This window comes from Paenibacillus sp. CCS19 (assembly GCF_033239625.1).
GTDB lineage: Bacteria > Bacillota > Bacilli > Paenibacillales > Paenibacillaceae > Paenibacillus_T.
On the sequence record NZ_BTCK01000002.1, the window covers coordinates 328,074 to 342,910 of the forward strand.

7 protein-coding genes and 1 pseudogene are annotated in these 14,837 nt (G+C 51.4%); 5 read left to right on the forward strand and 3 right to left on the reverse strand.

What is annotated here, in order from left to right:
- The first annotated feature begins 344 nt into the window (after positions 1-344).
- Entirely contained in the window at positions 345-1,316 is a 972-nt protein-coding gene (locus SBI19_RS03500; RefSeq protein ID WP_317964978.1) for a YhcN/YlaJ family sporulation lipoprotein, read from the forward strand.
- A gap of 140 nt (positions 1,317-1,456) precedes the next feature.
- Here the strand turns inward: SBI19_RS03500 and SBI19_RS03505 are convergent, their stop codons facing one another.
- Both SBI19_RS03505 and SBI19_RS03510 read right to left on the reverse strand, forming a co-directional pair.
- A complete protein-coding gene (locus SBI19_RS03505) occupies positions 1,457-2,569 on the reverse strand; it encodes a S1C family serine protease (RefSeq protein ID WP_317964980.1) in 1,113 nt (370 codons plus the stop codon).
- A 219-nt stretch (positions 2,570-2,788) separates the two neighbouring features.
- On the reverse strand, positions 2,789-3,670 hold the full coding sequence (locus SBI19_RS03510; protein ID WP_317964982.1) for a LysR family transcriptional regulator: 882 nt from the start codon (positions 3,668-3,670) through the stop codon (positions 2,789-2,791).
- Positions 3,671-3,802: 132 nt separating this feature from the next.
- On the opposite strand from SBI19_RS03510, the gene SBI19_RS03515 reads away from it, so the two are divergent.
- The 3 genes and pseudogenes from SBI19_RS03515 (at position 3,803) to SBI19_RS03525 (ending at position 11,442) form a co-directional block, all read left to right on the forward strand.
- The gene (locus tag SBI19_RS03515; protein WP_317964984.1) at positions 3,803-4,849 is read left to right on the forward strand and encodes a zinc-dependent alcohol dehydrogenase family protein; all 1,047 of its coding nucleotides are present in this window, start codon (positions 3,803-3,805) and stop codon (positions 4,847-4,849) included.
- A 23-nt stretch (positions 4,850-4,872) separates the two neighbouring features.
- Positions 4,873-6,326 (forward strand): annotated as a pseudogene (locus SBI19_RS03520) (aldehyde dehydrogenase family protein).
- A gap of 409 nt (positions 6,327-6,735) precedes the next feature.
- Positions 6,736-11,442 (forward strand): LamG-like jellyroll fold domain-containing protein, encoded by a 4,707-nt coding sequence (locus SBI19_RS03525; RefSeq protein WP_317964986.1) that lies wholly within the window; start codon positions 6,736-6,738, stop codon positions 11,440-11,442.
- Between the two features lie 671 nt (positions 11,443-12,113).
- Here SBI19_RS03525 and SBI19_RS03530 read toward each other — a convergent pair.
- Entirely contained in the window at positions 12,114-12,338 is a 225-nt protein-coding gene (locus tag SBI19_RS03530; protein WP_317964988.1) for a helix-turn-helix domain-containing protein, read from the reverse strand.
- Between the two features lie 545 nt (positions 12,339-12,883).
- Here SBI19_RS03530 and SBI19_RS03535 point away from each other — a divergent pair.
- On the forward strand, positions 12,884-14,680 hold the full coding sequence (locus tag SBI19_RS03535; protein WP_317965012.1) for a right-handed parallel beta-helix repeat-containing protein: 1,797 nt from the start codon (positions 12,884-12,886) through the stop codon (positions 14,678-14,680).
- The last annotated feature ends 157 nt before the right edge of the window (positions 14,681-14,837 follow it).

Sequence of the window (14,837 nt, forward strand, 5' to 3'; positions counted from 1 at the left end):
GGAGAAGCGATATAGTCTAAACTTCCGAAGCTGCTTTTCTCCGAAAAGCTTTAGCATTGCTCAACCGTATCTCTGCCGCCAGTAACTAGTCAAATCACCAAGTTAGCCAATGACTAACGAAGTTAGCTGCAACCTGTATTGTATAACAGCGCACGTCTGCCCATACTGTGGCGTTTATCACAAGCATGTCCCGAGCGGGCAGGCTTTTTTATTTTGCACAACCATTCGATCCCTATGCGCCACACACAAAGTCCCCATTTCTCCAAACGGCTACTAGCATACACGCACCGCAGGCGACGCACGCTAAGGACGTTCCTATTTCGATATCCGAATGGAGGAGTACGATGCAGCAGAAGTTCAAAATGATTGCCGCCTCTCTTGCGCTCGGTACGATGCTCGCTGGTTGTGCGGCGAATCAAGGTGATCTGGGCAACCGTCATCCGGTCGAGCAGCAAAGCGTACGTTACGATATGATGGGCAATCGAATCATGAGCAAACGGTTCGCGAACGATCAGATGAACGAGATGAACCGAGTCAACGGTTTGCGTCAGAACAGCAACAACCTTGTCGGCATCCATGATAACTACCGCATGGAGATGAGCCAGAATATCGCGGACAGCTTGGCGTCGAAGAAGCTCGTCAAGAGCGCACAAGTCATGTTGACGAACCACAATGCGTATGTGGCCGTATCCCTTCATGATGGTGTCAGCCCAGGCGGTTCGAACACGATGCAGCGCTCGAGCCTTGGTCTTGGCAGCAATGGCTATGGCAGCAAGCCGCTTCCTTCTACGCCATCGCCTGGCGCTTCGTTTAATGGCACCATGATGAATAATTCTGACATCGACCGTACCGGTCATCTCGGCTATCGCGTGATGGGGCTCAGCAATAAGAAGAATGCTTACAAAGGCGCGAGCGGCATGAATGGCGTTCGCAACTTCAGCGAAAGCATTGGCACCGGTATGACGGGCTCGCCGCGTTATGGCACATACAACACGAACACGAACAACTATCGCCCTTATGCGAATAACAACATGTACAATGATGGCAGCCTGTACCATGCTCGCAGCGGCGGTGCAGCAGCCAATGCCGATATGCAGCTGACCGAGCAAGTGAAGAACAGCATCGCAGCCGAAGTTAAGCGGATGGCGCCAAGCGTCGATCACGTGTACATTTCGGCGAACCCGGACTTCGTTGACCGGATGAACGGCTACTGGAACGATGTGAAGGCGGGCCATCCGATCCAAGGCTTTATCGCGGAGTTCAACGCAATGGTCGATCGCATCTTCCCTGTGAAGGTCGATACGAACCGCCGATAATTAAGATCAAGGCATCATCTATATTCATACAAAATATCCCCGCTGCATCGATCGCAGCGGGGATATTTCCATCAGTCATTCCGCGATTGCATGCACGTGATGCCACTTGTCGACATTGTGCCCAATCCGTCCATCGTTCATTACATATTCACGCTGGTTTTCGCGTTGACAAGCTCTTTGAACACTTCCAGCATCATCGAGGAAGGGATAGCGAATCCAATGCCTTGTGCTTCTGTCTCGCCAGCCGTATTCATGCCGATAACCTCGCCATTCGCATTCAAGAGCGGTCCGCCCGAGTTGCCTGGGTTGATCGAAGCGTCTGTCTGCAGCAAGTGCTCATAGCTGCGCACCGTGTTGCCGTCTTGGATTTGAATCGGACGTTCCTTCGCACTGAGAACGCCGACCGTAAGCGTCTGATCAAAGCCATACGGGTTGCCGATGGCGACGACCATATCGCCGATGTTCGCAGCACTCGAGTCGCCGAACGAGACGGTAGGGAAGGTGCCGCTGCCCTGTTTCTCGATTTTCAGAATGGCGATATCAAGATCTTCGCGCGTTCCGACGACGGTTGCCGTATACGGCGTTTCTTCGCCTTGCAGCGTAACTTGAATTTGGTCCGCATCAGCGATAACGTGTTGGTTCGTCATAATATAGCCGGAGCCATCTACGATGAAGCCGGTGCCGGTCCCAAGCGCTTCAAGGCTGCCTTGGCTCTGCTGATCTTGGGCTTGGCCTTGATCTTGACCGCTTTGTCCGCTTTGCGAATCATCTGGCATATAGCCGCCGCGTGTGCCAGGCTCGAACCAAATACCGCCTCTTGTCCGCATATTTTGCTGCTGCTGCTGGACGAATGTCTCGACTTTAACAACGGCAGGGCTTGCTGCGCTGTAAATCGAAGAAATATTGCCTGTCTCAACGGTATTTGTTACCGATGCAGAAGCTGTCGTGATGCCAGCCCCTTGTCCAGCCGTCGATTGCGAGGTCGAGGCGGTCGTCTGGATAATCGGTTTATTGCTGAACCAGCTGCTCTGATCCGCCGCATACATGAACCCGCCAATCGTTACGACGCCAGCCAAGAATGCGGCCGCGAATGGGAGCAGCGAGCGTTTAGCCGAATGGCTTGTCTTGCTTTCGTTTGCCATTGGCTGCGCTGATTTGGCGCCTCTTCCGAAAGTCGCAATGTACGTGCCGTCCTCCGCCTGCTTCGTTTCGATCCACTCGTTATTGTTATCGTTATGGTTATCATTCATCATGATTAGTTCCTCCTCAGCCCCGTCTTGTGCTGCTCTTGTGCGGGTTTTGTTTGTGACTTCATCATGACGGTTGAACCTTAATCGAGTCTTAAATGAACCTTTAAGCATCATAAAACGAACCTGAACGTTTCTTGAAAGCGACAAAAAAGCGGCAGCAGCCATCGATAACGATGACCACAACCGCTCCGTATTTCCGTAAACAAATTCAATAAATCATCATTACTGCTTCATATAGAAGTCGATAATGAATTCTCGAAGCCGTTGAGCGGCAATCGATAGATAGTGTTTCTTCGACCATACAAGTCCCGTCGTCACGACAAAATTCGGATGGTCGGTAATGCGGAGGCGATGGGGCATGAAGGATTCACGCTTCCGCCAAGCTGTCTCCGGAACGAAGATGATGCCTAGATGTTTGCGGAGAAGCAGCACGAGCGCGTCGGATTCATTGACTTCAATTCTTGTATTCGGTACAAAACCAGCTTGTTTGCATAGGTTATCAATCAATGTTCGGAACCAATATCCCTGCTGAAGTCCGATGAACACTTCGTCCTTGAGATCATAGATCGAAACAGAAGACTTGCCTGCAAGCGGGTGCTCGTCATGAACTACTGCGAAGATCTCTTCCGTCCGCAGCGGCAGCCATTCCATATCGGGACCCTCAATTGGCTCTGCAGTTAAGCATAGATCGATTTCCCCGTCTTCAAGCATTCGCTTAATGACAGCCGATGGCTCCAGCACCTGGCGGAGATGAACGTTAGGATACAGGGCGAGAAACTCTCCAATCAAATCAGGCAGCGTGCTGACGATCGTAGCGGACAGTGTAATGCTCCCTCGATTCAACCCCGCCATATCCCGCACCTCGCGCAGTCCTTCATCCAGCTCGCGGAATATCCGCTCGACCCGCAGTAGAAAGGCTTTGCCGAATGGATTGAGCCGAATATTGCGGCCTTGTCGGTCAAATAGCGGAGCGCCAATCTGGCTCTCCAGTCTCGTTATCGTCTTACTCAGCGAAGGCTGCGCGATCTTCAGCTCTTCTGCGGCCTTAGTAATATGCTCCAACCTTGCGACGGTTTGGAAATATTTTAGCTGAAGCAGCTCCATAACGCTTATTTCTCCTTATTCATAGACTAGAAGCTATCTTACCATAGTTTATTATGTATTATACATCAGTAATCCCCGTGTCTATAATTAGGGACGAAGTTCATAAAACATTCACACGGAGATGATTCTTATATGAAAGCTGCAGTATTGGAAGCGTTTAATGAGCCATTGGTTATTAAAGAAGTAGCGGATCCGACGCTTACGCCTGATGGCGTTATTCTTAAATTGGAAGCAACCGGCGTATGCCGCAGCGACTGGCATGGCTGGACGGGCCATATGAAGAACGCAATGAAGGAGCTTCCTCATATTCTCGGCCATGAGATGAGCGGAGTCGTGCAAGAAGTAGGTTCGAACATTCGCAATTTCAAGAAAGGCGACCGCGTTATCGTGCCTTTCAGCCAAGGCGACGGCACGTGTCCGCACTGCCAAGCTGGGCATCACAACGTATGCGACAACATGAAGATGGTCGGCTTTAGCTTTGAAGGCGGCTTCGCGCAATACATTCACATTCCGAACGCAGACCTGAATCTGCTGCACCTGGCAGACAGCATCGACTTCTTGACGGCTAGCGCAATGGGCTGCCGCTTCATGACGGCGTTCCATGGCGTCGTATCCCGCGGCGCAGTGCGCCCAGGCGAATGGGTAGCCGTGTACGGCTCCGGCGGCGTAGGCTTGTCCGCAATTCAGATCGCATCGGCTGCAGGCGCGAACGTTATCGCGGTCGATATCGCAGATGACAAGCTTGAGTTTGCGAAGAAGTTCGGCGCAGTAGCAGCGATTAACAGCAAGAACGAGAACGCACCGCAAGCGATCAAAGAACTGACGAAGGGCGGCGCGAACATCTCGATCGACGCACTCGGCATTCAAGATACGGTGATCAACTCGCTGCTCAGCTTGACGAAGCGCGGCCGTCACGTACAGCTCGGCATCAGCTCCAACCCGAACGGCGGCATGACGCCAGTGCCGGTTAACCTGATCACGATGAACGAGCTGCAACTGGTTGGTTCGGTATCGATGCCGATTCCGGAATACCGCAACATGCTGAACATGGTAGAGCAAGGCAAGCTGAAGCCGGGCGAGCTCGTAACGAAGCAAATCGCGCTGGAGCAAATCAACGAAGCATTCGACGATATGACGAATTATGCAGGCTTCGGCGTTACGGTTATTACGAAGTTCTAAGGTTGAATAAGGAGGGCCTAACCTTGTCTAATAACTACAATAAGCAGTATATCAATGGCGTATGGCGCGACGGTTCGAGCGAGCAGGTGTACGACAACATCAACCCGTTCGACAATGAAGTGATCTGCCGGATCAAGCTGGCGAATCGTGATGATATCGATGAGGCGTACAACGCCGCGAAGACCGCGCAGAAGCAGTGGGCGAAGTCTTCGGCAGAAGAGCGCAAGCAGGTGCTTGGTCGTGCCGCGCAAATTATGATGAGCCGCAAGGATGAGATCGTTGCGCTGATGGTCAAGGAAACAGGCGCATCGTACGTGAAGACGATGTCGGAGTTTATGGCTGCGGCAGGCTCGATCATGTCCGCGATTGAATATGTGGATCTCATGTTCAAGCCGCAAGTATTCGCAGGCCAGATTCCAGGCAAAGAAAATCATGTGTTCCGCTATCCGCTGGGCGTTATCGGCGTTATTAACGCATTCAACTTCCCGCTGTACATGGCGATGCGCGTCGTTGCGCCAGCAGTAGCAGCAGGCGATGCGATCGTTATCAAGCCGGATACGCAGACGTATATGTCGGGGGGGCCGATTGTAGCTGAAATCTTCGAGCAAGCAGGTCTGCCGCAAGGTATCGTCAACGTCGTTGGCTACGATATCGCCGAAGTCGGCGATTATATGATCGAGCATCCTGTGCCTCGCATCATTTCGTTCACGGGCTCGACAGGCGTCGGCCGCCACATCGGCGAGCTGTGCGGCAAGAATCTGAAGCGCGCTTCGCTGGAGCTCGGCGGCAATAACCCGTTTGTAGTGCTGGAAGACGCAGATCTGGACCAAGCGGTGAACGCTGCTGTATTCAGCAAATATATGAATTCGGGCCAAGTATGCATTTGCACGAACCGTTTCCTTGTGCATCGCAAGCACTATGATGCGTTCGTGGAACGCTTCGCGGAACGTTCGAAGCAAGTAGCTTTCGGCAACCCGGCTGACCCGCGCGTGGTCATCGGACCGCTCATTAACGAACGCCAGATTCAGAAGGTGCTCGGCATCGCCGAAGCGGCGAAGCAAGAAGGCGCACGCCTTGTACTGGAAGGTCAGCGCATCGGCAACGTTGTAACGCCGTTCATCTTCGCAGACGTGGATCCGAAGTCGCAGCTTGCGGGTACGGAGATTTTTGGACCAATCGCAACGATCATTCCGTTCGATACGGACGAAGAAGCGCTTTCCATCGCGAACGATACCGAATATGGCCTGTCCAGCGCTGTATTCACGACGGATCCGGATCGTGCAATGACATTCGCCGCCGCGATCGAGAGCGGTATGACGCATGTGAACGATACGACGATTAACATGGATATGAACGCGCCATTCGGCGGCGAGAAAGCTTCCGGCATCGGTCGTTACCATGCGAGATCGGTTTCGAGGAGTTCACAACGTCCAAATGGGTTTCGGTTCAAAAGGAAGAGCGTAAGTTCCCGTTCTAATAACATCCCGTTCTTATGGGGATTTTTGGATATTGAGAAGCCTTGGCGCCATGACGCGCCAAGGCTTTTTGCTTGTTTGTTTATTTCATATAGCTCGACAAAACACTCCATTTTTAGATTAATGTATTTATTAATAAATTTAGCTTGAATATGCGTTAATTAAGTAATATTATTGTTAATGTCCTCATATGTATGCGCCTTCATTTTCTTTCCTGCTTACCGCTAGATGTATCTTACTCACATTAAGATCGTTTGATAATGATTTCCGAACAACAGCTCGACCTTCGTTTGTAAGCGTTTTTATTTGTAGGAGGTGATGCGTGCAGCACACTATGATCGCGTTAACAGGTTATAGGCTATGTCACTCTCTTCTTTGTAATAACCACCTAATAGGAGGTATTAACCGATCGTGAAACAATCGATGAAACGTAAAATTGCGATGCTGCTTACGGCGTCGCTGCTTGTGCCGTCTGGCGCTTTTGCCAGCGATATCCATGCAGTGAACGCAGTTGACAATACAAGCGCAGCAAGCATTGGCGGCTCTGTCGCCGGCTCGGATGCAGTTGGGCATTGGGCGGAGCAGGATTTTGCAGCATGGTTCAACAAGCATTTGCTGACTGGATATGCCGATGGAACGTTTAAGCCTAACCAAGCGATTACGCGGGCAGAGTTTGTTGTATTGCTCGACCGAGTGTTTAATTTTGTAGACAAAAGCGATGTATCGTTCACGGATTTGAAACCTACGGATTATTCCTATGCAGCATTCGAGAAAGCTGTTGCTGCAGGCATTATCCAGGGCTACGCCGATGGCTCGGTTCATCCGAATGCGCCAATCAGCCGGAAAGAAGCAGCCGTTATGCTGTACAGAGGCTTTGAGCTGGCTGCATCGACAGCAGCGACTTCGCTGAACGACGTTGCCGCTTTGCCGGCATGGGCGAAGGAAGCGGTAGAGACGCTTATCAATGGCGGTTATGTAAACGGTTACCCGGACGGCACGTTCGGCGGCGACAAGTCGATTACGCGAGCAGAAGCGATTCGCATGATGAATAATCTGTCCGGCGAGATTGTGAATGCAGCCGGAACGTATTCGGATTTGAATACGCGCAACATGGTCATCAGCAAGCCAGGCGTTGTGCTCGAGGATTCGGTAATCGAAGGCGATCTGTATCTGACTGCAGGCGTTGCCGAAGGAGACGTCGACCTTAACCGCGTAACCGTCAAAGGGCAAATACATATTAACGGCGGCGGCGTCAACAGCATTAAACTGAACGATTCGACGATCAAGACGATTATTATCGATAAGAAGAACGGCCAGATTCGCGTCGTGACGCAAGGAAATACGACGGTAGAGCAGACCTTCGTCATCTCTGGCGCGAAGCTGGTTGAAGAGAACGATGCGGCTGGCAAAGGCTTCTCTTCGGTTATTTTGGACGAGACGATGTCTTCAGGCGCAACGGTTCAACTGGAAGGTAACTTCGACAATGTGGACGTTCGTACACTCACGACGCCAGAGCTTCAGCTGCTCGCAGGTATTATCAATAACTTGAACCTTCAGCAGCAAGCCGTTCTGAACGTCGACGAGAAGGGCGAAGTGAAAGCGGTTGTCATCAAGGTCGATGGCAGCATTCAAGTGAAGGGCACTGGCAAAGTAACGGCTTCTGATCCGAAGGCGCAAGGGCAGCTTGTGTTCCAGAATGGGAATGGCACTGGGAATACAGGCAATACGGGGAACACTGGCGGTGTAATTGTTACCCCAGACACGAAGCCGGCGTTTACGAACGTATCCGTTCATGACCCTTCGATTGCAGTCGATAAGGATACGGGCGAATTCTATGTGTTCGGTTCGCACATCGATGCAGCTAAGTCGAGCGACCTGATGAACTGGACGCGTTTCACGAACGGTTATACGACGCCTAACAACGTGCTGTTCGGCAATCTGTCGGAGAATCTGGCTGACTCGTTCGCATGGGCTGGCGAGAATGACGCAGACAGCAAAGGCGGCTTCTCGGTATGGGCGCCGTTTACGTTCTACAATAAAGATTATGTGAATGAAGATGGCTCGAAAGGTGCATATGTGATGTACTATTGCACTTCCGCAACGTATATTCGTTCGGCCATCGGTTATGCGGTATCGCAGAATATTGAAGGTCCTTATAAGTATGTAGATACGATTATGTATTCTGGCTTCACGCAAGGCGATGCAACAGATGCGAACAGTTCGGTTAACAAGAAGTGGACCAACACGAACATCCAAGCGTTGATTGATGATAAGACGCTCGCTGGTGCGAACAGCGGCTGGTTCAATGGTGATGGCACTTATAAGAACAGCCAATATCCGAACGCAATCGACCCTGCCTTGTACTATGATACGGAAGGCAAGCTGTGGATGGTATATGGCTCCTGGTCTGGCGGTATCTTTGCACTGGAGATTGATAAAGCCACAGGCGAAGCGATCTATCCAGGCGCAGATGGCGAGACGGAAGACGGCCGTATGATTGACCGTTATTTCGGCATTAAGGTTGCAGGCGGCTTCGGCAAATCAGGTGAAGGTCCGTTCGTTGTGTACGATAAGAAAACAGGCTACTACTTCCTGAATGTAACGTATGGCGGCTTGGCTTCTGACGGCGGTTACAACATGCGGATGTACCGCTCGACTTCGCCAACGGGTCCATTCCTTGATGCGAAAGGTCAGAACGCAGTCCTCAGCTCGAGCGCTAACCTCGATGATTTTGGCAACAAAATGATGGGCAACTACCAGTTCGAGCGTCTGCCGGGCGACCCAGGTACGGGCAGCGGTATCGGCTACATGTCGCCTGGCCATAACTCGGTCTATATCGATGAGAAGACGGGCCAATACTTCCTGATCTTCCATGCACGCTTCCCTAACCAAGGCGAGGGGCACGAGGTTCGCGTTCATCAGATGTTCCTGAACGAAGACAATTGGCCAATCGTGTCGCCTTATCGATACTCGGGCGAGAAGTTAGCCAAAGTGTCAGAGCAGGATCTGGTTGGCGAATACAAGTTTATCAATCATGGCAAGGCGACGACGAAAGACCTTACGAAATCGTCATTCATTCAATTGAATGCGGATCATACGGTAACAGGTGACGCACAAGGCGCATGGAGTCTGGCAGGCGACAACGAAGCTATAATCACAGTCGGCGACGCAATGTACAAAGGCGTATTTGTAACCGAATGGGATGGCACTTCGCAGCGATACGTTATGACGTTCACGGCGATGTCGGGCGAAGGCGTGACGATCTGGGGCAGCAAGCTGCAAGATGAGACGGAGCAGCAGGTTGTTAACGATGTCGTGAATGGCATCGTTGCCGATCTCGGCGATGTAAGCAATGTGATAGCGGATATGAAGCTGGCGACGGTTGGTACACGGCATACGGCTATTACATGGCAAACGTCGGATGCGAATGTCGTAAGCTCAACAGGTGTTGTTAATCGTCCTGAATCTAGCGATCCGGCGGCAACTGTTGCACTGACGGTTACTGCAACTAAGGGCGCTGCTACTGCATCGCAAGTCATCAACGTGACGGTTAAGCCGAAGGCGGCTGCAGTTCTTAGGGCGAAGTATTCATTCGAGAACGATCTAACGGATGCTACTGGCACTAACGCTGCCGGTACAATTACAGGTGATCGAGCGGATAATACAGGTGGAACGATTACTTATGCAGCAGGCAAGAACGGTGATGCTGCAGTGTTTAATGGAAGCTCGGGCGTTCGTCTTCCTGACGGATTGATTCAAGGCAATAACTATTCCATCTCGCTATGGGTTAAACAAGCGCAGACGTCGACCGTTACTGACTGGACGCCAGTATTCTTCGGAGCAAGAGATGTAAATAACTGGATCAGTATGCTGCCAAAAGGTTGGGGCCAAACGTTCGTATGGGCCCATGAGTTGGATGCATCTAACAATGAGAACTGGTATGACTGGCTGTCTGGCACTGGGATAGCAACCGGCCAGTGGAGCCATCTAGTCCTCACGGTCGAGAATGATGTTGCAACAATGTATGTGAATGGGGTGAAGAAGGTTTCCAAGCCTAATTTCCCTAACATTTTTACGACGAATAATGGCGTATTTGCGCTTGGAGTCAACTTCTGGAATTTCCCGTTCGAAGGTATGATGGACGATCTTCAAATTTACGAAGGCGCACTCTCGTCCAAGAATGTGAGAGATTTGTTCTATGATTCGGCGGTTAAGATCGACCAAATCCAGCTCGGCTTCTCGGAGAAGCGTGTGTCGGTAGGCAGTAAGTTTAAACCTCAAACTGTTGCTGTAACGCCATCATACGCAGGTAATCAAACACTGCAATGGGTTGTAGCAGATCCAACTATTGCTACTGTGAATGAATCGGGAGAAGTAACAGGTCTGCAAGCGGGTCAAACGACCGTTACCGCAATGGCAGCTGACGGCAGCGGCAAGACAGCGACATACACACTAGATGTAATTGACGGTGCAATTGCGCATTATTCATTCGAAGGAAACCTGAACGATTCAACGGGCTACGGCGCAGGAACGATTACAGGTAACCGTGCGACCAATACGGGCGGCACAATTACGTATAGCAATGACAGTGTGGCTGGTCAATCTGCTGTATTCGATGGCAATTCGGGTATTCGACTGCAGGATGGTTTGATCTCAGGCAGTACGTACACCATTTCGATGAACATTAACTTGGGTCAAGGCACCCAGCATACGACTGCGTTCTTCGGAGGACCTTCCGGCACACGATGGATTAGCTTGCTGCCGCGAGGAACAGGCGATACACAGCCAACCATGCTGTGGGCTAATGCGGATATTAGCGCATACCCGTATTACAACAAAGCGAGCTTCGGCGAGCAGATTCCGCTCAATCAATGGGTGAACGTCACTTACTCGGTTAACAACGGCAATATCGTTCTCTATGTTGACGGCGTTGTGAAGTTTACGGGTACCGACTTCCCGAACGTGTTTACAACCGACAATGCGTTGTTCGCGCTTGGCGTCAACTACTGGGACGTACCGTTCAAAGGCATGATTGACGAGCTTCAAGTGTTTGACCGCGCGTTGACGGCAGAGGAAGTGGATGCGCTTCAGCCAGTAAAAGTAGTGCCAGCTCCGTAGGAGTAGTACTAGTAGGTTAGATAATTATTTGTGATCCCCGCACATCGGGTCCAGTTCGGACTAGTTGTGCGGGGATTTTTAATTGCATGGCGTTAACGTTCACTTCGAGCTGTTGGTTCAGGATAAGACGACAGGAGGTATTGCTCAACGAATAAAGCAGTGAGGCAGTTAGAGAGGTGCGTAATCATATTACAAATGTAATACAGAAATTGAATGGGCGGATGAGAGTTAATTGTTAGTTTTTATGAATAGATGGTGTATCCACATGCCCGCCGAATGCGATTTTGACTCGTCTGTCTCAGTCACTTGGCTGGCAGGCATAATAGAGCACAAAAAAGTGCCTTAACGGGCTCGACGCACGATGGCAGGCAGGATAGAGCACAAAAAAGTGCCTTAACGGGCTCGACGCACGATGGCAGGCATAATAGAGCACAAAAAAGTGCCTTAACGGGCTCGGCGCACGATGGCGGGCATAATAGAGCACAAAAAGTGCCTTAACGCGCTCGACGCACGATGGCAGGCAGGATAGAGCACAAAAAAGTGCCTTAACGGGCTCGTCTCTAGCAGACTGGCTACCAATCAAAAAAACCTCCACATCCATGCTCCTATACGGAGTCCCGGACATGAAGGTCGATTCCATAACGAATCAGGATCTATGCGATCAATGATAACTAGATTACTAGCTCCCCAAGCTTGATCAGCTCGACAACTGCTTGTGAACGACCTTTGACATTCAATTTCTGCATTACGTTAGAAATATGATTACGCACGGTTTTCTCGCTGATAAACAGTTGCTGAGCAATATCTCTTGTCGTTTTATCCTGCACCAACAGCTCGAATACCTCGCGTTCCCGATGTGTCAACAAAAATTTGCTCTTGTGGTCGCTGCCCTTCAAGTGTCACCCCTCCTTGCTCGGGTTTGTATGGTTTAACAAGGTTAAGGGATACAGTCAACTTATCTTATGAAATAGACGAACGGATGGTGCGATGTACCGGGCAAAATGGGCACTCGTTTATGACCTGAGATCAGGATAATAAGCAGCATTAAACAGTGACGCAAACCCTTGATAGCACTCAACCCCTAACGAATGTGAGCACATGATTATTGCAGTAATGCAAAGTCATGCCGCTATGATACAGATGTCGGCAGGGGGGCCGGCAGCAAGTATCCCGCAGCAACCCATATGAGAGGAGGCGTACATCGTCTAATCATTCGCAATTAAGCTTGATTCGAACTGCTGGCACTCAGTGCGATGCCGGATCAGACAGATGACGCGCGTCATGCTGCCTGGAAGGCACTTTGCTGTATCAACATATTCCATTCGTAAGCTGGTTGTCAGCGAAACAAATATTTGTAAACCAATAGGGAGGCGTAATAATGACGAAGCGCAAGAGCAAGCGAATAGGTGGAGGATTGCTGGCTGCGGTAATGGCGGTAGGCATGTGGACGGGAGGAACGGTACAAGCTGCGGATTTGTTCACGGACAATTTCGACGATGGCAATGCGACTGGCTGGACCGCAACGACGGGGACTTGGTCGGTTGTGCAGGATAGCGGCAATTATGTGTACTACCAATCGTCGACCTCGGAAGGACGGACGTCCGGCGGCAGCGCAACATGGACCAACTACAGCGTACAATCTCGGATCAAAGTGGACAGCTTCAATGGCTCCAATCGGATCTATCTGGCAGGACGGTATAAAGATGGCAACAACTACTATGCGGCATCGTTCGATAACAGCAATGGCGGAACGCTTGAGCTCCGGAAGAAAGTAAGCGGTTCCAGCTCGACGTTGGCGACTAAGTCGTACGCTCTCTCCGCAGGCACATGGTACACGATCAAACTCGAGATGAATGGCAGCTCGATCAAAATGTACGTCAACGGCGTCCTCCAGTTGTCGGCCACTGATACGTCATTAACGAGCGGCGCTGTCGGGCTCGTTGCGTTCAAGACGGCAACGAAATACGACGATATCGTCGTCTCGGACCTGTCCGGCTCGACGACGGATCCGGGAACGACAGATCCAGGTACGACCGACCCAGGTACAGGCACCGGAACCACGACGCCTGCCACGGGCGATCTCATTGTTGCGCCGAACGGCTCGGCTAGCAATCCAGGTACACTCAGCCAGCCTACAACGCTGGCATCGGCGCTAACGAAGATTGCCGCAGGCAAGACGATTTACCTCCGCGGCGGTACGTACTCCTATTCGGCTCCGCTGACGATTGATCGCGCTAACAGCGGCGCATCGACGAGCTCCCGCAAGCAGATCGCAGCGTACAACGGGGAGAAGCCGGTGCTTGACTTCTCTGGTGAAGCATTTGATTCTGCACAACGCGGTTTGCAAGTGTTCGGCCACTACTGGCTCGTGAAGGACATCCGTGTAACGGGGGCAGGCGATAACGGCATCTATGTCGGCGGCAACTACAACCGGATCGAGAACGTCGAGACGGATCATAACCGCGATACAGGTCTGCAGCTGGGCCGCTATAATTCCTCGGTTGGTTATGCGGATTGGCCGAAGTACAACGAAATCATCAACGCCTATTCCCATGACAACTATGACCCTGACAACGGCGAAGACGCGGACGGCTTCGCAGCGAAGCTGACGGTTGGACCTGGCAATGTGTTCGATGGCTGCATCTCGGCATACAACGTTGACGATGGCTGGGATCTGTACACGAAGTCGGATACAGGCGCCATCGGTGCGGTTACGATTCGCAACAGCATCGCGCATCATAACGGTCAGACGTCGAACGGCACGAGCACGACGGACAGCGACGGCAACGGCTTCAAGCTGGGCGGCGAGAGCATCGCGGTCAACCATATCGTCATCAACAGCATCGCATACAGCAACAAGAAGCACGGGTTTACGTACAACAGCAACCCAGGTTCGATTACGATGACGAACAATACGTCGTACAGCAATGGCGGCAGCAATTTTGCATTCGATGCTGGCACGCATGTATTCTCGAACAACTTGAGCTTCCAAGGCAGTTCGAGTGACAAAACAAGCGGTACGGATGTGTCCGGCACGAACGTGTGGTGGAAGAACGGCGCATCGACGAACGCCAAAGGTCTGGTGGTTAGTTCCGCGGACTTCGTCAGTCTGACGCCAAGCATCTCGCGTGCGGCTAACGGCGCACCGGTTCTCGGCAACTTCTTGAAGCTCGCAACGGGCAGCGATCTGAAGAGCGCAGGCACGCCTGCCGGTACGGATATCGGAGCTAAATTCTAAGAGCAATCCCATGCTCACCGGTTTGAATGATTGGTGCCGGGCGTGCGTACGCGCGCTTGGCACTTTTCATTTTGTCATTTTGTGAAAGGCGAAGGTCATCAAAGTGACAGCTAAGAAGTCATGATATTTGCTAGTCCGACTAGTATCGATGCTATAA

Bases quoted from the DNA above. Each gene is read 5' to 3' on its own strand.
- SBI19_RS03500 (WP_317964978.1), top strand. From the start codon at position 345: ATGCAGCAGAAGTTCAAAATGATTGCCGCCTCTCTTGCGCTCGGTACG.
- SBI19_RS03505 (WP_317964980.1), bottom strand. From the start codon at position 2,569: ATGATGAATGATAACCATAACGATAACAATAACGAGTGGATCGAAACG.
- SBI19_RS03510 (WP_317964982.1), bottom strand. From the start codon at position 3,670: ATGGAGCTGCTTCAGCTAAAATATTTCCAAACCGTCGCAAGGTTGGAG.
- SBI19_RS03515 (WP_317964984.1), top strand. From the start codon at position 3,803: ATGAAAGCTGCAGTATTGGAAGCGTTTAATGAGCCATTGGTTATTAAA.
- SBI19_RS03535 (WP_317965012.1), top strand. From the start codon at position 12,884: ATGTGGACGGGAGGAACGGTACAAGCTGCGGATTTGTTCACGGACAAT.